The organism is Paenisporosarcina sp. OV554, from assembly GCF_003058165.1.
Taxonomy (GTDB): Bacteria; Bacillota; Bacilli; order Bacillales_A; family Planococcaceae; genus Paenisporosarcina.
Genome location: NZ_QBUC01000020.1, coordinates 37,821 through 55,930, shown reverse-complemented (window position 1 = coordinate 55,930; position 18,110 = coordinate 37,821). Strand labels below are relative to the sequence as shown.

Annotated in this window: 17 protein-coding genes; 9 read left to right on the top strand and 8 right to left on the bottom strand. The window is 36.3% G+C overall.

Translation table 11 applies throughout. The features are described 5' to 3' along the window. Nucleotides 1–52: 52 nt before the first annotated feature. Together C8K15_RS15280 and C8K15_RS15275 are read right to left on the bottom strand one after the other, a co-directional pair. Nucleotides 53–1,372, bottom strand: a complete 1,320-nt coding sequence (locus C8K15_RS15280) for a copper resistance CopC/CopD family protein (RefSeq protein ID WP_108587246.1) — start codon at nt 1,370–1,372, stop codon at nt 53–55. A gap of 116 nt (nt 1,373–1,488) precedes the next feature. Next, a complete protein-coding gene (locus tag C8K15_RS15275; RefSeq protein WP_233260518.1) occupies nt 1,489–1,887 on the bottom strand; it encodes a GNAT family N-acetyltransferase in 399 nt (132 codons plus the stop codon). A gap of 502 nt (nt 1,888–2,389) precedes the next feature. Between C8K15_RS15275 and C8K15_RS15270 the strand changes: the two genes are divergently transcribed. Further along, nucleotides 2,390–3,115: a gamma-glutamyl-gamma-aminobutyrate hydrolase family protein gene (locus C8K15_RS15270; RefSeq protein WP_108587244.1), complete on the top strand. Its 726-nt coding sequence runs from the start codon at nt 2,390–2,392 to the stop codon at nt 3,113–3,115. Nucleotides 3,116–3,328: 213 nt separating this feature from the next. Here the strand turns inward: C8K15_RS15270 and C8K15_RS15260 are convergent, their stop codons facing one another. After that, nucleotides 3,329–4,828, bottom strand: coding sequence for a UDP-N-acetylmuramoyl-L-alanyl-D-glutamate--2,6-diaminopimelate ligase (locus C8K15_RS15260; protein ID WP_108587242.1), 1,500 nt, complete (start codon nt 4,826–4,828; stop codon nt 3,329–3,331). A gap of 253 nt (nt 4,829–5,081) precedes the next feature. Between C8K15_RS15260 and C8K15_RS15255 the strand changes: the two genes are divergently transcribed. Continuing rightward, on the top strand, nt 5,082–6,041 hold the full coding sequence (locus C8K15_RS15255) for an NAD-dependent epimerase/dehydratase family protein (protein WP_108587241.1): 960 nt from the start codon (nt 5,082–5,084) through the stop codon (nt 6,039–6,041). Nucleotides 6,042–6,530: 489 nt separating this feature from the next. On the opposite strand, the gene C8K15_RS15250 is transcribed toward C8K15_RS15255, so the two are convergent. After that, the gene (locus C8K15_RS15250) at nt 6,531–7,262 is read right to left on the bottom strand and encodes an NADPH-dependent oxidoreductase (RefSeq protein ID WP_108587240.1); all 732 of its coding nucleotides are present in this window, start codon (nt 7,260–7,262) and stop codon (nt 6,531–6,533) included. 65 nt (nt 7,263–7,327) lie between these two features. Between C8K15_RS15250 and C8K15_RS15245 the strand changes: the two genes are divergently transcribed. Next, nucleotides 7,328–8,158, top strand: a complete 831-nt coding sequence (locus tag C8K15_RS15245; protein ID WP_108587239.1) for an STAS domain-containing protein — start codon at nt 7,328–7,330, stop codon at nt 8,156–8,158. A gap of 141 nt (nt 8,159–8,299) precedes the next feature. Beyond that, nucleotides 8,300–9,592 (top strand): YflT domain-containing protein, encoded by a 1,293-nt coding sequence (locus C8K15_RS15240; RefSeq protein ID WP_108587238.1) that lies wholly within the window; start codon nt 8,300–8,302, stop codon nt 9,590–9,592. Between the two features lie 152 nt (nt 9,593–9,744). On the opposite strand, the gene brnQ is transcribed toward C8K15_RS15240, so the two are convergent. Next, nucleotides 9,745–11,064 (bottom strand): branched-chain amino acid transport system II carrier protein, encoded by a 1,320-nt coding sequence (gene brnQ / locus C8K15_RS15235; RefSeq protein WP_108587237.1) that lies wholly within the window; start codon nt 11,062–11,064, stop codon nt 9,745–9,747. Nucleotides 11,065–11,644: 580 nt separating this feature from the next. After that, a complete protein-coding gene (locus tag C8K15_RS15230) occupies nt 11,645–12,208 on the bottom strand; it encodes a biotin transporter BioY (RefSeq protein ID WP_108587236.1) in 564 nt (187 codons plus the stop codon). 171 nt (nt 12,209–12,379) lie between these two features. Between C8K15_RS15230 and C8K15_RS15225 the strand changes: the two genes are divergently transcribed. The 4 genes from C8K15_RS15225 to C8K15_RS15210 all read left to right on the top strand — a co-directional run bounded on the left by C8K15_RS15225 (nt 12,380) and on the right by C8K15_RS15210 (nt 15,857). Beyond that, entirely contained in the window at nt 12,380–12,991 is a 612-nt protein-coding gene (locus tag C8K15_RS15225; RefSeq protein ID WP_108587235.1) for a 3'-5' exonuclease, read from the top strand. Between the two features lie 142 nt (nt 12,992–13,133). After that, entirely contained in the window at nt 13,134–13,571 is a 438-nt protein-coding gene (locus tag C8K15_RS15220) for a MarR family winged helix-turn-helix transcriptional regulator (protein WP_108587234.1), read from the top strand. Between the two features lie 103 nt (nt 13,572–13,674). After that, the gene (locus C8K15_RS15215; protein WP_108587233.1) at nt 13,675–14,601 is read left to right on the top strand and encodes a DMT family transporter; all 927 of its coding nucleotides are present in this window, start codon (nt 13,675–13,677) and stop codon (nt 14,599–14,601) included. Between the two features lie 338 nt (nt 14,602–14,939). Then, nucleotides 14,940–15,857 carry a nuclease-related domain-containing protein gene (locus C8K15_RS15210; protein ID WP_108587232.1) on the top strand — a complete coding sequence of 306 codons (918 nt, stop codon included), beginning with the start codon at nt 14,940–14,942 and terminating at the stop codon, nt 15,855–15,857. Between the two features lie 485 nt (nt 15,858–16,342). On the opposite strand, the gene C8K15_RS15205 is transcribed toward C8K15_RS15210, so the two are convergent. Beyond that, on the bottom strand, nt 16,343–16,570 hold the full coding sequence (locus C8K15_RS15205) for a hypothetical protein (protein WP_108587231.1): 228 nt from the start codon (nt 16,568–16,570) through the stop codon (nt 16,343–16,345). Between the two features lie 58 nt (nt 16,571–16,628). Next, nucleotides 16,629–17,183 carry a helix-turn-helix domain-containing protein gene (locus C8K15_RS15200; protein WP_108587230.1) on the bottom strand — a complete coding sequence of 185 codons (555 nt, stop codon included), beginning with the start codon at nt 17,181–17,183 and terminating at the stop codon, nt 16,629–16,631. Between the two features lie 263 nt (nt 17,184–17,446). Between C8K15_RS15200 and C8K15_RS15195 the strand changes: the two genes are divergently transcribed. Then, the gene (locus C8K15_RS15195) at nt 17,447–18,106 is read left to right on the top strand and encodes a GntR family transcriptional regulator (RefSeq protein WP_108587229.1); all 660 of its coding nucleotides are present in this window, start codon (nt 17,447–17,449) and stop codon (nt 18,104–18,106) included. Nucleotides 18,107–18,110: the final 4 nt, after the last annotated feature.

Below are 18,110 nucleotides of genomic sequence, written 5' to 3'. Positions count from 1 at the left end.
ATCCATTCTTCAATAACGTATTCATGAAGAATGGGCGGAGTTGGACGTTTGCCTATATTGAAGAGCTAAGTTGTGTTAACACACCTACAATAAGTAGAATTGTGATAGCAAGAACCACATCAAAGTAAAGGTAGCGTCGCTCTGAAAGTGAATCAGTTTTCTTCATATGACGTCGAATGAAAGCTCCTAAGATGAACACCCCAATGACAGCGACAATTTTCGCAATTAACCAGTACCCCCAAGTTGTGGTCCATAAAGCTGAAATGGATGGAGCTAGTAGCCAAGCGTAAATACTACCCGTAACTGTTAAACTAATGATGCTAAGCAGGGCGGTTTTTGAAAAAGTGGGAATAAACGCTTTAGCCGTTCCTTTTTTCCACAAAATAATGACATAAAATAAACCTGCTATCCAAAGTGCTGACAACAATAAATGGATGAAATTCAAGCCAACTGTTAAAGCAGGTATATCCGTAGCAATTGCATGACTGTTTAAGCTTTTTGCCATTAAAATTCCTGATAACCATGCAAGATTTACATATCGATTACGTCCTACAATATATAGACCCAAAACTGTGATTACAAGAGCTGCTGTCCAAAATTGGCCAATCTCTGTTCGAAGAAATAAATCTTGCCATGACACACCTTCAAAAACACGAGTAAAGTTACGAGCTTGTGACCAAGTGAAAAGACCAAGCAATGCCAAATGAAGCAATTGCATGTTCGCTAAGTAAGGAACTTTGTGTCCCTGGAATCTCCATAATAATGAACCTGTTAATAATAATAATGACAGTAAATATACTGACTTAATTATAGAAGAAAGGGGAGTAGCAGTTTGTTCACTTGCATCTTGGTTCATATCTTTTGCTGATGCCTTCGTCATTGAAGATTGTTCAACTGTTTCATTTGAAGAAGATGTTTCAGTCTTATCAGCATTCTCAGTCTCTTCAATAATTGATGATACGACTACCGGATTTTCATTGGCCTCATTTAAAGAAGCTGGAGGTGTTTCTTTAGCTTCGACTGTAAAAGAAATACTTCCTTCAATCGGATGGCCATCTTTAGAGATGACTGAATAAGGAATGGTTACTAATCCACTTATTTGATCAGAAAGAGGAAGGGTTAACTCATTTCTTGCCAAGCTTAAATGAGGTACTCCATTTACTAAAGAGGCACCTTTAACATTTAAGGCATCTATTTCAAATACTTGATTGTCTATTGTCGTAGTAAACGTAAGCACTACTTCTGAAGGTGCAGTTTCCAAAATGGCTCCGTCAGCAGGAGAGCTCGAAGCTAAATCCGCATGTGCATCTACGATGGCTGAATATGTAAATAAACTCATTGCCATACATAAAAACATAATAATTGTTTTCATCCTACACACCTCATTTTCTAAGTCCTTATATAGAATACGAAAGAAAGGCTCTAAAAGATTAGTAACCAACGAAAAAAATTCAACACATATCAAAATAGAGCACAGCTAGCACTCTTTTAATGTATTGACTTTATAAATTTCACTTCGCCATCTGCACGAAATTGTTCAATGTATCCTAATTTTTTATGAGCGACGATGCTTCCTACATTAAAATCTTCTGTATCAGAGGCAATTTGCGAATACCCCATTTCAACAGTCCACGTTTCAGCAGCTTCAACTAAATTCTTTCCATACCCGTGCATTCTATATAAGCCTTTAACAAACCATCCTTCTATGTAACCAGCTTGTCCAAATTGCTGATGTGCATTTTGATGGATTGCAGCCTCTAAAAACCCAATTGGTTCGCTTTGGAGTTCAATAATAAAAGCTTGCAATGATTGTGGAGAATTCAATTGTTCTAAAATCTCTTGTTTATGTTCTTCTTTTGGGCAATCGGGCCATAATAAGGTTCTCATTTCAAGCCAACATGAAAAATCAGCACTGGTCATTTTTCTAACCGAAACATCTGTACTTACTGCCAAAGGAATCACAACTTTCTTTGCGAATTTGATGTTTCTATAATGATTAATATCAAACGTATTAATACATAATTCTTCGAAGTTCACATCACAAGTGAAAATATACTGGAGTTGTAAAGATGGATAGTAAATTTATTGATGTAAAGGGGTGTTCTACATTTGAGAAATATCATATGTCGAATATTGTTTTTTCTAAATCGTGGTCATCGTCTTCGGATTTCTTTCATTATTGTTCTGTGAACATGAAATTGTAAATGAAAGTAGTCATATTTATATAATTCTACCACTAACATTACCTTTGATACTGCATCTCAAAAAACAGTTTTTACAAGAATCCCGCATTAAAGAAATTATTAGAATAGATTGTTACGTTTTTGATATAGCTATTAAGGGTATATTCTGATGTAGAGCAAAGCTAACTAAAGAACGGAGAATATAGATGAAACCAATTGTTGGAATAACTGCAGAAGTACAAAAAGATGGTAGCTACTATATGCCGCCTGTATATCCTAATGTAATTACGCAAGCGGGAGGAATTCCGTTATTAATCCCACTTGTACCGGGAGAAGATTTAGAGGCAATGTGCAAACAAATCGATGCGCTATTTGTAACAGGTGGCGAAGATATTGATCCTTCTTATTATGGTCAAGAACCACATGTACATTTAGGTAAGATTGCTCCAAAGTTAGACGCGATGGAGCATGCACTTGTTCAAAAGATGTTGGAACTTGATAAACCTTACATCGGTGTATGTAGAGGACTGCATATGCTAAACGTTGCTACTGGAGGCTCGCTATATCAAAGTATCCATTCGCAACGTGAAGAAGAAGTGATGCAACATAAACAACAAGCGGAAAGAACACATCGTTCACATCCTGTAAAAGTTGAAAAAGGTAGCCGTATGTACGAAATGCTACAAGAAGACGAATTTAGAGTGAATTCGTTCCACCACCAAGCTGTTAATGAAGTAACTGGTCCATTAAAAGTTGTGGCTCGTGCAACAGACGGTATCATTGAAGGTGTTGAAAGTACGGAACATTCCTTCGTTTTTGGTTTCCAATGGCATCCTGAGGAATTTGCGCAAGCTGGGGACGAAGGATCAAAACGTTTATTCAAAGCATATATAGAAGCAGTAACGAAACGCAAAGAAAAAAATCAAAAATAGTGATATAGAGAGCTTCTGGCATTTGCCAGAAGCTTTTTTTGTGTTTGGAATGCACAATCAACGGAGTGATTCCAACTTGGAGCTCGATTTTTCCAACTTGGCATCGATATTTTCCAACTTGGACGACAAAAATTCCAACTGAGCGATTGCTCACCTCTAAATGCCATCTTCCATCCTTTCAAAAAAACCTTCAGGCTCGAGGGCCAGAAGGTTTTACACACTAAGTTTTGAATTGTAAAAGAAATCATGAATGATGTCTTCATCAGAATGTGGAATATATTCGCCACGCACTATTTGCGCACCGTTAATGCAACCACTAGTCAGTAAAACGATATCTCCCGGATTACTTGCCTTTAATGCTTTGTTTACGGCTCCATGACGAGACGGAGCAGTTAGCACTTCTTGCAAATAAGGAAGTCTGAAACCTTTCAACACAGCATCAACAACTTGCCATGGATCATTGTCCCCAGGATGATCGACAGATACGACTATGACGTCAGTCTTACCTTCAGCGGTTTTCGCCATTTTCGGCATTTTTGCAAAATCTCGAATGCCAATTCCGGTGATTAAAGTAATCAACCGTTTGTGCGGCAATTTTTTTACAGCTTTCATAATGGCTTCTAAAGCGACTGGTGTATGGGCATAGTCTAAAACGATTATCCGATCATCAGGTCCATGAATGACTTGAAAACGACCATCAACTTGTTCCATCATTGGCAAAGCCAATAAGATTTTATCAAGTGGAATTTTAGCCAATAATGCAGCTCCTATGGCAGAAACTAAATTTCCAACATTATATTCTCCGTAGATTGGGATGCGAATTTGATAAGATTGCCCTTTATAAAGCAATTCAAATGCCATACCATCGGCTAAGTGCTGGATGTTTGTCCAAATTAAATCTGCATCGGAATTAATGTTATTTGAGTAAGTGATTACCGATCCTTGAACAACTCGAATAATATCTTTGCTCATGCCAGCATCGTCTAAATTGACTACACTTGCTTTTGCTTGAGTAAATAAGCGCAGTTTACACATCTTATAATGGTCGAATGTTTTGTGATACTCCATATGTTCTTCGGAAATATTTGTATGAATGGCTACATCAAATTCAAATCCACCAACTCGATATTGATCTAATGCAATTGAAGAAACTTCCATGGCAGCAGCAACATCTCCACGTTTGATAAGCTCACTAAAAATCGCTTGTACATCTGAAGATATCGGCGTTGTCGGTGTGCTTTTCTTAATATGAAGGACTTCTTTTGATGTGAAAATGCCATTAGTTCCAAGCATTCCACAAGGCAAACCTAACAAGTTGAATAAGTTTCTGACAAATGTTGCGACTGTAGTTTTTCCATTTGTACCGGTTACGCCTACTTTAAATAATTTATCAGAAGCGTGATGATAAAATTCGATGGCTGTAAATGCCAATGCTTCACGTGAATTACGAACCAATACAAATGAAATAGTGGCATGTAAGGGTACGTACTTTTCGATCGTAGCTTTATCGGATCCAACTATCGTTGTAGCTCCATTTTGAATCGCTTCATCTATGTATAAGTGACCATCGGTTTCTTCTCCGATAATACAAAAAAAGGCAAACTGGTTTTGTACATCTCTTGAATCGTATACAATTCCATCCGTGGATTGAGTGGTAGGTCCATATACTTGGAGCGTTTTAATTTGGGGAAGTTGTGTCCATTGAATATCCATAAAATGCTCCTTTTGTTCAATAAGATAAGTTTGATTGTAACATCTCATAAGACAAAATGTTGCAAAGTTCGACAAAATACGAGTTTCGTCCCAGAAAAAACCCTTCTCTTTCTGTATCCGTTTTCCTACTTTCTAAATCGTCATTTACTATAAATTAGTATGCTTTAAAATCCACAACCAATGCTTTACAAATATTGTTTAAAGGATTTTTTTATTTCACGAAGAACTTCTTCTATAAGGAGGTGTTCGATTAATGAAAATATTAGTATTGGGTGGAACGTCATTTGTTGGACGTTATTTAGTCGAAGCAGCAGAAAAAAGTGGACATGAAGTGGTGTTATTTAATCGCGGGAAAACAAACTCAGAAGTTTATAAACACTTAAGACATATTCAAGGTGATCGACGGAAAGATGCACATTTAGTAGGGGACGAAGAGTGGGATGCAGTATTTGATACTTGCGCTTATTCACCGCAAGATTTACACCCAATGCTGGATGTATTAAAAAATAAAACAAAAACCTATATGTTTATTTCAACAATTTCGGTTTATGATGATTATAAAAATGGCAGACCAAACGAATCAAGTTCGACTTTCACTCAAAACATTGAAACTGATGAAGTAACGGGCGCTACGTATGGTCCATTAAAAGTGATGTGTGAACAACTAGTAAATGACACCTTTAAAAAACATGCCTTAATCATTCGTCCTTGTATCGTAGTTGGTCCACATGACCCGACAGATCGATTTACCTACTATGCTCAAAAATTAGGTGAAGCTGGGAAAGTCGCTGTACCAGGAGGAAATGAACCACATAGGAAAGTTCAATGGATTGATGCACGAGATATGGCAAAATGGATTGTGCAAATGGTTGAAGAAAGCAAAGCAGGAACGTTTAATGTGGCTTCAAACCCATTGTCGATGGATGAATTTATTGATGAAATTGCCAACGACGAAATTGAAAAAGAGTGGGTGACTGATGCAGAATTGGAATCAGTCGATTTAGGCGTGCGAAGATATCCGTTTTGGATGCCAATTTCCAAAGATTTTCCTGAAGGTTTTTTTGTTGTTGAAAATAAACGTGCAATTGCCAATGGATTAACTTTCCGAACATTAGCAGAAACTGCCCAGGATACAAGAGAGTTGGCGTTAAATCGCGAATTAAAGGCAGGTCCGACATTACAACAAGAACAAGAATTTCTCAAAAACAAGTAGTCGATTTGTCACGAGAAACCTTTGAGAAGTTCAATAATATAGTGTATACTTGATTCAGAAAGACTAGGTGTGTCAGCACCTAGTCAACAATCGCTCATGTACGAAATAGCGGTTGGTCCAATATAAGTTAGAAATAGTCGTCTCGCCTAACCAGTGAGGACGGCTATTTCTTTTTAGCGAAGAAAATGACTAGTGAAACAAGAATTGAGAACCCACCGATCATCACAGTTGCAAGCTGTATGAGCAAAGTCATCGATTCAAAATACGTCATAACATCACCCCCATTCTCATGGAAGTGACCATCCGCTATCTCTCATAGGCCATTGTTTTTAATATTATAACACAAACAGAATATATGTTCGTATTTTTAGCTAGATAAAAGTTTGATTTGTTTTTGGATTTTGTACCAAAAAAATGATTGTATAACAAATAATTCCATTAAAAGAATCAGCAACTAAATTAGTTGCTGATGTGATACATAATCAAATATCATTTCCAAGTAAATCCTCTATCTTGCAAGAATTTTTTCAAATGTGTACGTCGAGGTACTTTTAAAAATTCAGCCATAGATTTGGTCCAGTTTGTAGATTTTTGATTAGAACTTCTAGACGCGTAATATTCTTCGATCGTTTTATCGTACTTGGGTAACAAGGTATTATATTTTCCGCTGTCATAGCCATTTTCATGAAGAACCGCATCAACGGGTAAACGTGGTTTCACTTCATGTTGTTCATCAGGAACACCCATAGTCATAGCAAATACAGGAAATACCTTTGCAGGAAGATTCAATAATTCGCTAATTTCAGCGGGGTTATTTCTGACTCCTCCTATATAACAAATGCCATATCCTTTAGATTCAGCGGCAATGGCCAAATTTTGTGCGAAAAGGGCAACATCGATAGTTCCGACCATTACATTTTCAGCACTATCCGTTACAATAGAAGTATCATTTAATAGGCCCGCAATATGAAGTCTCTCAAAGTCTACGCAACATACAAATACTGCACCTGCAGTTTCCATTTGATGCGGATTTTTAGAATACTCACCTAGTTTTTTCTTGATTTGATCATCAGTAACCCAAATTACACTATAAGCTTGAACAAAATGTGAACTTGCTGCATGTTGGGCAACAGAAATTAGTTCGAAGACTTCTTCTTTTGAAAGTTTTGTGTTTTTATATGTGCGAATAGATGTATGAGAAGATAATAGATTTAATACCATTAAAAATCAGCTCCTTTTATGTATCGTACCAGAAAGGAAGCAAGATATGAAAAGGAGAGAGCTTAGTGCATCAAAATGTTGAACTGTACAAGTACTTAATGAATAAAACGAAACAATTAACGGACGACTGGTATGACTCGATTGATAAATCAACAGCGACTGGTGTATACGCATCTACAGATGAGACTGTAATCGCTCGATTAAAGGCTCAGAACTATAGTTTTCATGAACATCTAATCCAAGTCTTTATTGAAAAAGAGGAGGCATTTTTTCAGTCTTTTGAAGAATGGGTAATTGAGATTGCTTCAGACACCGGACATCAATCAACGCCAACTCACGTCATTTTACGAGAATTTTTAAATGTTCAAGACCAGTATATTTGTATGATTACAGAATTTGCTAATGAAAGTGAAGAAAAATACTCTAATGCCAAAGTGAATTCATGGATTGCCATTATTATTAAAGCATTCGGCACAATTATGACGAGGTTTGTTGAGGTTCATGATTTGTTAGCAACGAAAAGATTAAAAAGCCAACAAACATTAATTAATGAATTGAGTGCTCCTGTCATCCAGCTACAACATCATACGGGATTACTTCCAGTAGTTGGAGAAATTGATACCCAACGAGCAAAATATTTACTTGAAAATACACTTAGCGAATGTACAAATAAAGGGATTACACATCTATACATCGATTTATCTGGTGTAAATATGATTGATACGATGGTAGCTATGCAAATCTTCCAATTAATAGATGCGTTAAAGATTGTTGGTGTTAAAACAACATTGTCAGGTGTTAGACCTGAAATAGCCTTAACAGCCATAAATCTTGGACTAGACTTTAAAGATATCAAAATCGCAGGAAATTTATCGCAAGTTTTACAATTAAAATGAATCCTCAAAACCTTTGTTATCATTAACAAAGGTTTTTATTATGTCGTATATTACAAATAAATTAAGAATTTCAAAAAGTGTTTAAGTTATTAAATTGGTGGGGTAGATAGATTGTAAACACAAAAAATAGGAGGAACCACCATGAACTTAGAATCAAACCGCAAAATTGTAGTAGCTCGTACAGAAGATGAAATGTATGAAAAGTTAGAGCAATTAAAAGCCCATGGATACAATGAAAGCGATATTCATGTGATTTCTAAGGATCATTCGCATATGAGCACATTAAATCGACATTCGGAAGTTGCCACACACGAAGCTGGTACATTTATGGACAAGTTTAAATCTTGGTTCACTGGAGAAGATGCAGTAACTGAGGGATTAAGAAAATTAGATTTAAATGAAGCTGAAACTGAACGTTACTCAAAAGATGTAGCAAGTGGAGGATTTGTCCTTTATACAGAAGGCTTGAAAGAAGGAGTTATCAATTCACCAGAAAGTGAATTTGAACAAGGTTACGATACATTTGGTGCTACTGGACACAGTTATGAATCGTACAGTGGAGAAGAACGCCACGTGCAACCATCTGAACCTGGATTTGAAGATACATCCAGTAGTGAAGTGGCTGCTACTACAAAAACAGAATTTATTGAATCACGATTTAATGAAACCGATTCAAATGTAACAGGTAATGAACAGTTCAGTGTGCAAAATGATTCGACAACATTTGGAGCGGAAGAACCACGGAGCGAAACAACATTAGAAAACCACAATGAAGAACCACAAAGTGAATATTCGAAACAGCAAGGCTTTGCACCATCGACAAATGACTTAGTAAATGAGACAGATGGTCGCTTGGATGAACCACAAGATCGATTTGCTCGAGGAGAAACTTTTGCAACGGATCCTTATTTAGCTAGAGAAGAAGACCATATTGGCCATTCGATGCAAGAAGATAAAATGGTTCAAGAACAACGTCCTACAACAAATGAAGCCATTACAAATGAGCAACAAACAGATGGCTTCCAATCACCTGGTGCGGATCCAAATTTAGGACCAGCTACTTTTGGAGTTACTAATGAAGAAAACGAATTCCCTTCAGGTGACATGAAAAACGACTTTGATAAAGATTCTCGAATTCAAGCCGAAGATGAAGAACGAGTTTTCGGAACAGAATATACAGCTGGTAAACATAATGAACCGACGAATGAATTCGAAGAAGCTAAGCTAAACAAAGAAACTGATGAATATGAAGATACTGGTTATGAAACAGATGGACATGGTAATGCATTTGCATTTGATACAAATTCCACTGAAAATGAAATTCTATCTGGTGGAGTTGACGATGAAGAAGAAGATATAACAACGGACCAGTACAAGCGCTTAGAAAGTGATAAAATTCGCAACGAAGTTCATCCAAATAATAAATTATTTTAAACATTAAGAGCATACTAAAACAATGACCTTGCTATAAGACCCCCTTATAGATTAAAACCCCTTGCAGAATTCAGCGGCTGCGAGGGGTTTTTCACGTTTGCTATAAGAAACCGAGAGTTTCAGAAAAAAATGAGAACCCCGAAATGGGATTCTCATTTTTTGATTATATAAATGATGAAACCAATAATACCGCCAACGATTCCAGGAATAAGCCATCCAATTCCTTGACTGTAAAGTGGTAGGTTAGTCAACACGGTTTCAACAACTGGGAACTTAATTCCTGCAGCTTTAAATCCATCAAAAACACTAATGAAACTTGTGAATAGTAATGACAACTGGTAAACGATAGGTGAGCGATTAAATGATTTATCAATAAAAGATAAAATCATCAATACAATTGCTAATGGGTAAAGGGCCAATAGAACGGGCACCGAGAAACTAATGAGCTGAGTTAAGCCCACATTTGCGACAACTGCACTAAATCCAGAGAAAATGAACACATACTTTTTATAAGACACTTTAGGTGTTAACTTTTCAAAAAATTGAGAAGCAGCTGCCACTAAACCAATAGAAGTCGTTAAACAAGCAAATGCAATGGTCATAGCCAAAATAATGCTACCTAAGTTACCGAATAAAACATTTGAAGATAACGCTAATATTGAACCACCATTGTCTTGTATACCAATTGCTTCAGTACTAGTTGCACCTATAAAGCTTAATGAAATATAAACAAGTGATAAACCGATTGCTGCAATTACACCAGCAAAAATGGTTGATTTGACTAATTCTTGTTTATCACGAACTCCTTTGTCTTGAAGGGCATGGATAACAACAATTCCAAATACTAAAGCAGCAAGAACATCCATTGTTAAATAGCCTTGTAAAAAGCTTTCGAAAAATGGACTTTCTTTATAAGCACCTTGTGATGGGCCAATATCACCCATTGGTGTAACCATACTTTTTATTGCTAATAAACTGATTACCACAATTAAAATAGGGGTTAAAATTTTCCCAATACGATCTACTAATTTAGTTGGGTTTAAAGCAAATAACACAGTGATAATAAAAAACAAAATACTGAAAATAATCAAAGGCCATGATTCCGTTAAAAGTGCATCCGGTAAAAAGGGAGCAACTCCGATTTCAAATGACACTGTCCCTGTTCGTGGAATAGCAAAAAGCGGTCCAATAACGAGATAAACAACTACTGTGAATATCAAGCCGAACATTGGATGGGCTCGACTCGCAATTTCTTGCAAACCTCCACCAGATTTTGCTATGGCGATAACTGCTAGCAAAGGTAACCCTACTCCAGTAATTAAAAAACCAAATATGGCGATTACTAATGATTCTCCAGCAAATTGGCCAAGTAAAGGTGGAAAGATAATATTCCCAGCCCCTAAAAATAATGCAAATAACATCAAACCAACTACTATATTTTCTCCAACTGTTAATTTGTCTTTAGATTGCATTTTAAAAAACTCCTTTTTAAAAAATATAAGATAAACTTGGATTCTTGAACTAGCTAGCTCCAAGCACCAAAGCGTATGTCCATTGACTCGAAAGAAGGCGACATATTTGTCCTGCATTCATCTGCTCGTGTCAGATTATATCGACGACTCGTTCCACAATTTATCGTAGAATCTAAAAAAACACTATTTGATTTTTCTAATTTCAAGCAACAATCACCTATTATACATGAAGCCTTTTCATATAACTATCGAAATTGTGACAAATGCGAGAAAATTCAAAACGCAAAAGAGAATAACAAACAATGAAGGAATGAAATGGAAGTAATAAGGTTTTTGAAGGATTTTCTTAAACTGGAGATTGGTAATTGAAAATGACATATTACATGTTATTTCAAATAAACATCCTAAAATTACATAGAATGCTGTCAAAATATTGTAGTACTATGTCATTATTACCCGGGAAATATTTGCGATGTATTGTCATATGTTAGCTAGAAAATGAACAATGTATATTTATATAGAAGAAAATCAAAAAAAAACAAGCATTGGATTTATTCCATTGCTTGTTTTTAGATGTTTTTTAATTAGCATTTGCAAAAGAAGTGGGTAGTAATTTTGCAGATGTTAAACGATTACGTACCAAAATCCCAACAATTGCAGCTAACACTGCTTTGATAATCCCTACAATAATAAATGGAATGACACCGCCAGTTATTGCAGCCATCCAACTTAATTCTGCGACGAATTTCAACCAAACTGAACCGAATGATAATGTAATAATCATACCAATGATATTTGCAATGATTGCTGTAGTTACCGTAAATCCAAAACGCTCTAAAATCCATCCAATAAAGAATGCAGCGGGCAGAAAACCAATAATATAGCCACCAGTTGGACCAAATACAACCCCTAATCCTGACGACATTCCGCTAAATACAGGTAATCCTGCTATCCCAAGCATGATATAAACAATTACAGATAAAGTTCCGTATTTTTTCCCTAAAATCGTTGCTGCTAATCCAATAGCTAGTGTTTGTCCAGTAATCGGAACTTGCGGAAGAGGAATAGTAATTTGTGCCATGATGCCGATAATCGCTGCAAATAGAGCAGTTACGATCAACATTTTTAATTGATTATTTCTCAAGATGATAACCTCCTTCTTTTATGTTAACTCGATATTAATGAAAGTTAACACAAAGATTATCATAATAAAAGATGGCTATTTCGTCAATAGTGCTTAACTTTTCTATCTTTTGGGTATATAGTTCAAGCAGATGATAGTCTTCTAGCTGGAAGAGATTCGGAGGGAAATGCGATGGATTATCAGATTGATGCAGCAGAGCTTCTTAGACGAAAATCACGTCAACAATATTGGGCGACACCAAGACGAACGCCAACCCCAAAGAAATATAATCCTTCCGTCAGAAAAGTGACTGATTATGTGGTGCTTGATTTTGAAACAACGGGATTACGACCAGGTGCTGACCAAATTATTCAAGTTGGAGCAGTTAAATATAAAAATCATGAGCAAATGGATATCATGAATCAATTAGTCAATCCATTACGATCAATTTCTACACGGATTACTTCATTAACTGGAATAACTAACGAAATGGTAAGTAATGAACCGAAGATTGAGTTAGTAATCAATCAACTAATTGAATTTATAGGTGATCTTCCAATTGTCGCTCACAATGCTTCCTTTGATATGGGATTTTTATATGCATTAGAGAGCAAAATGGAAGTCCCGATTTATACAGTAATTGATACGTTAAAACTCTCAAGGAAAATCATCAATCATACACCTAATCATAAATTGACAACATTAGCGCAATACTTACAAATTGAACATAATGCACATGATGCATTAAGCGATTGCCTTGTAACAGCCCAAATTTATCAATATTGCTCCACTCACTCTATTTAACTACTCAGTTGAATAGAGTTTTTTTGTTATAGAATTTAAGAGTTTATCGATAGATTTTACATGTTTGACAATTCATTTCGGTCAGCGTAATATGTTCTGTTAGTAAAGTTTTCTAAACTATTTACTATTGAAGGGGTAAACTATGGACGAAAGAAAACACTTAATATATGAGTTTACAAGGTCATTTCGTTATTTAGTTCGTACAGTTCGTCAAGATTTTGCCGTCGAATTTGAAGGATATATTCCATATAATGAATTTACAGTATTACGAGCTTTAGAAGATGATCGAACACTCCGGGTCTCAGATGTGGCGCGTAGATTAAATGCAACAAACAGTTACGTCACGTTGACGAGTGAAAAATTAGTGCAAAAAGGATACATCATTCGCGAGCGTAGTGATACCGATCGACGTACAGTTTATTTAACATTAACTGAAGCGGGAATAAATCTCGTTAAACAAATGGATGAAATCGTGTATGCCTATTATGACAAAACGTTTGGTAATATATCGAACGAAGAAATGAATTCGGTTATTAATATCTTGAAAAAATTCAAGCCAATCGAAAGAGATATATCATAATCAATATTAATAGGTTTGTAAGAAAAGCAAAAAAGATTTGGAATGTATATTTTAATGAATATTATTTTTCGGTTTCCGAAAGAAACGGTGAGGTGCTGACCACGTGAAACAATGGAAGATTTACGGAATACTCGTTTTTGTCATGTTCATTTGGGGCTTTAATTTACCAGCCGTAAAGTTCTTAGTGAGTGAAGTTCGGCCAGTTACGCTGTCTGCATTTCGAATATTATTAGCGAGTATAACGGTTTTCGCTATTTTAGCTACGCTACGTATGGTAAGAAAACCGACGAAGCAAGAATGGAAATTTATTCTTTTGGGGGCACTCCTCAATGTAGTATTTCACCATTACTTTTTATCGATTGGTCTTTCGATAACCACGAGTTCGAATGCTGGATTAATTCTCGGAACCGGTCCCGTCATAACGGCTGTACTAGTATCATTAATCATGCGAATTTACCCATCTAGATTACAATGGGTTGGCGTTATTCTCGGTCTACTTGGCGTAAGTGCGACAGTATTAGCTGCAGGAGATGGGACATCTGGCTTATCATATGGGGATGTGTTCGTATTCCTATCTATATTATCTCAAGTTTTTAGTTACTTGGTCATTAGTAAAGCTGCGAAAACTTTAGATCCAAGATTACTCACAGCCTATATGTTTTTAATAGGTTCAATCGTCTTGTTTATTATTAGCTTAGTTCAAGAACCAGGAGAAATAAAAGCATTCTTTGATGTTCCACCAATGTTTTGGGTTGCTTTCTTTGGAAGTGGCATGGTTGGAACAGCAGTCGGTCATATGCTATACAACTACTCAGTTGGTCAAGCAGGACCTTCAAAAGCCGCCATTTTCATGAACTTGAATACATTGTTTACATTAGTAGGGTCTGCCTTATTTTTAGGCGAAGTCATCTCAAGTCGACATATATTTGGACTTGTTTTAATTGTAGGAGGAGTAATTTTAGGCTCCGGTGCTGCAGAAGACATGTGGCGAAAGCACAAACTAAAAAAATCTCTATCAGAATCATCTTAATGTAAGAGTCTTCCGCTTAGGTGGAGGGCTTTTTTTAGTTGGAGAACCATTTTTTAATGAAGAACTGCCCGATTCACGCATAGTCGACAAAGAACCGCTCATAGAAAATAAATTCGTTAATTTTATAATGGTCTCAAAAAAACATGTAGTTCTTTATATTCATTTTTTATCAAGACATTTCAATTTTGATTGAAAAAAGTGATTAATAATTAAATTATGATCATGATATTGCCCAAAATGAAATTTTACTGCATTTGTATACAATTTTTTAATTGTGCTACATTTTTTAAAAAGGGGATTTTCATGATAATAAAAAGAAATCTGCTCAGTTAAATTTCTTGGGCCAAGCAGCGTTAAAGAAAAGGCTTGATATTGCTCACCACAAATTCAATGATGTGGAAAGTAACTATTTTAGATCGAAAGCAGGTGTTTCAGGTGAAGATTTTGTCGATCAGCAATTGGCACGGTATGAACATCCTGAACCGCATTTTATTATTCATGATTTGCATTTAAAAGCATCCTCGTTTTTTCAGATTGATAATCTTTTCGTTACTCAATCCTTCGCATTAATTATCGAAGTGAAAAATATTAAACACACTGTTGATTTAATGCAAAACCCTCATTTTATGAAGCAAACGAGTCCAGAAGGTAAAGTAGTTATTATGGATAGTCCAGAAGAACAGTTAGATAAAAATATCATTTGGTTAAAAGATTGGTTGTTAAGAAGAAATTGGGTTTTACCAGTAGTAGGAGTAATCGTTTTTACAAATTCAGATTCTCATATCATTCCAAATAACTGCAAGTATGATATTGTCAGGCCGAGATATTTAACAAAAAAGATTAGAAAAATGGTGACTATCAAGGAAGTTCTTAGCCAGGAGCAACTAATTCGGCTAGGTGAGGAATTGTTAATAAATCATAGGGACTATGAACAAAAAGCATTGCATGCAAAATATAATCTTACTTCAACAGATATCATAACAGGAGTCGAATGTCCGGTATGTTTTGAAATCGGTATGAAATGGTCGAAGCGAAAATGGGTGTGTTCCAATAACCATATTTCTACGAATGCACATCTTCAAACGTTAGAAGACTACTTCTATATCTTTGGACCGGAAATTAACAATACTGAATTCCGAAGATTTTTTCACATAAATAGCAAAGATGTAGCAGCACGCATGTTAAAAAAACTAAATTTAAAGGAGATCGGTAAAGGAAGATGGCGCAGATATCGCAAACCATTATCAAAACAATAAAAGCAGAATTGTTAAGGACATCCAGCTTTGCTGGATGTCCCTTGTTTTTGTGAAACCGCTCATAGGCGACAGAGAACCGCGCATAGTCGACAAAGATTCGCGCGTAGCCACGTCTTTTGCGCTCATAGACGACACGAAACCGCTCATAGCATGTGCAAGCAATAAAGAAAGAAAAGCTGATTTGTTAAGGACATCCACCGTTGTTGGATGTCCCTTGTTTTTGTGAAACCGCGCATAGTCGACAAAGATTCGCGCGTAGCCATGTCTTTTGCGCTCGTAGTAGATAGAAATCCGCTTATAGACGACACGAAACAGCTCATAGTCGACAGAGATTCGCGCGTAGCCACGTCTTTTGCGCCGTAGTCGACAGAGATCCGCTCATAGACGACATGAAACCGCTCATAGAGAGTGTCACTTTAAAGGAAACCAAATAGAAACCACAAAAAACAAACCACTTCCAAATGGAAGTGGTTTGTCTTTTGTGGTCAATAACTACGTTTATTCATTCTGTCTGCTTCTTTGTATGCGTCGTAGATTCCCCAAATCCACACGAGTGGGAAGGTGATGAATCCGATTAAGACGAACATTAGAGCAGCATTGATCATTTGGACAACAATTAAAATTAAGCCTTTCATTATCTGTCCATTATATATTTGTCCGACGCCGGTCCAAAAGAAACTTAATACGGCGGCGATGCCAGGATTTTTTAACATAAGATATACCTCCTTACTTTTCCGATACTTATGTATACGGATGAAAAGCGAAAAAGTTTCACATTGGATCCGTCATCGCCCAAATAGCGATGGAGGTTTGTGGACTCTTATTTACAAAACGATGGGAAAGATGACTATCAAAGTAGATGCTATCGCCTTCATCAAGGTCATAAAATTTGTTGTCAATTTCTACTTGTATGGATCCTATTAAAACAACTCCGCACTCTTCACCAGTGTGAAAAACTAACGGATTGTCCGAAACTTCGCCTGGCGCTAAACTCAATTTAAATAAGCTGATCTGCTTGCCAAAACTAGGTGAAAGGACTTGATAAGTGGCGTTTGGACGAATTCGTTTCAACTCAACTTGTTCATTTTTTCGGGTTACAGTTACGTCTTGTTGATTATTCGCCTCGAAAAAGCTGAAGACGGGTACTTTTAGGCAATGACTCATTTTCCATAAGGTTTCAAGTGAAGGAGACACTTGTCCGCGCTCTATTTGAGAGATCATACTTTGACTGACTCCTGCTTTCTTTGCTATATCGTCCGCAGTGAATCCTTGAGATTTGCGTAAATGCCGTATTCGTTTGCCAACTTCCTCTTTTGGAAATTCCATTTAACCAAACCTCCATAATTCGATAATCATTTATATAACTATATTCTATTTTACACATTTTTATCCAATCTGACAGAAAAATATTAAATATTCTTAATTAACAAATAGTTAATGCATGATAACTGCATTCACAGCTCAACCATAGACGGAACATCCCTCAACTGTCTTTCAAATTGCAGCAAAGAAAATCCCTATACATACACTTACTATTCGCATATACTGTATACAGAATACACAACAACTAAGAAAGTAGTTGAACCGCGTTGAAGAAGATTAAAAAACCTGAATCGCTCGCGGATCAAGCGTATAACTTAATTCGCAAAGATATTCTTACGGGTATATTGGCGCCTAATGAAGAGCTGCGTGAAGAAAAATTAGCGATTGAACTTGGGATTAGCCGAACACCACTTCGTGAAGCCATTCGTCGTCTAGCGACTGATGGACTCGTCGTTTTGAAAACAGGCAAGCCAGCAAGTGTTTCATCATTCACGAAAGAAGATGCACTACATCAAATGGAAGTACGTAAATTGCTTGAAACATACAATATTGAACAAGTTGCACGTTTCGTGACGCCTACGTTCTTAAATACCCTAAGAGATAATCTCAAACTCCAAAAACAAGCGTCTGACAAAAATGATTTTCACGAATTTATGGAACTAGACCGCGAGTTTCATTTAATACTGGCAAATCAAAATCCAAATACGAAGTTACGCGAAATGATTCATACCATTAATACTGGCGTCAATCGCGCCTTCCTGATCCTAGCAAATACGTACCCAATCTCGGCAATGGAAGCGAGTGGGGAGCATGAAGATATCTTTACCGCACTTGAAAATAAAGATGAAGTCGCTGCAACAAAAGCCATGCTGGAACATATGGATAATATCGAAAGAAGATTTCTTCATTACTATAAGAAAGGTTGAAAAA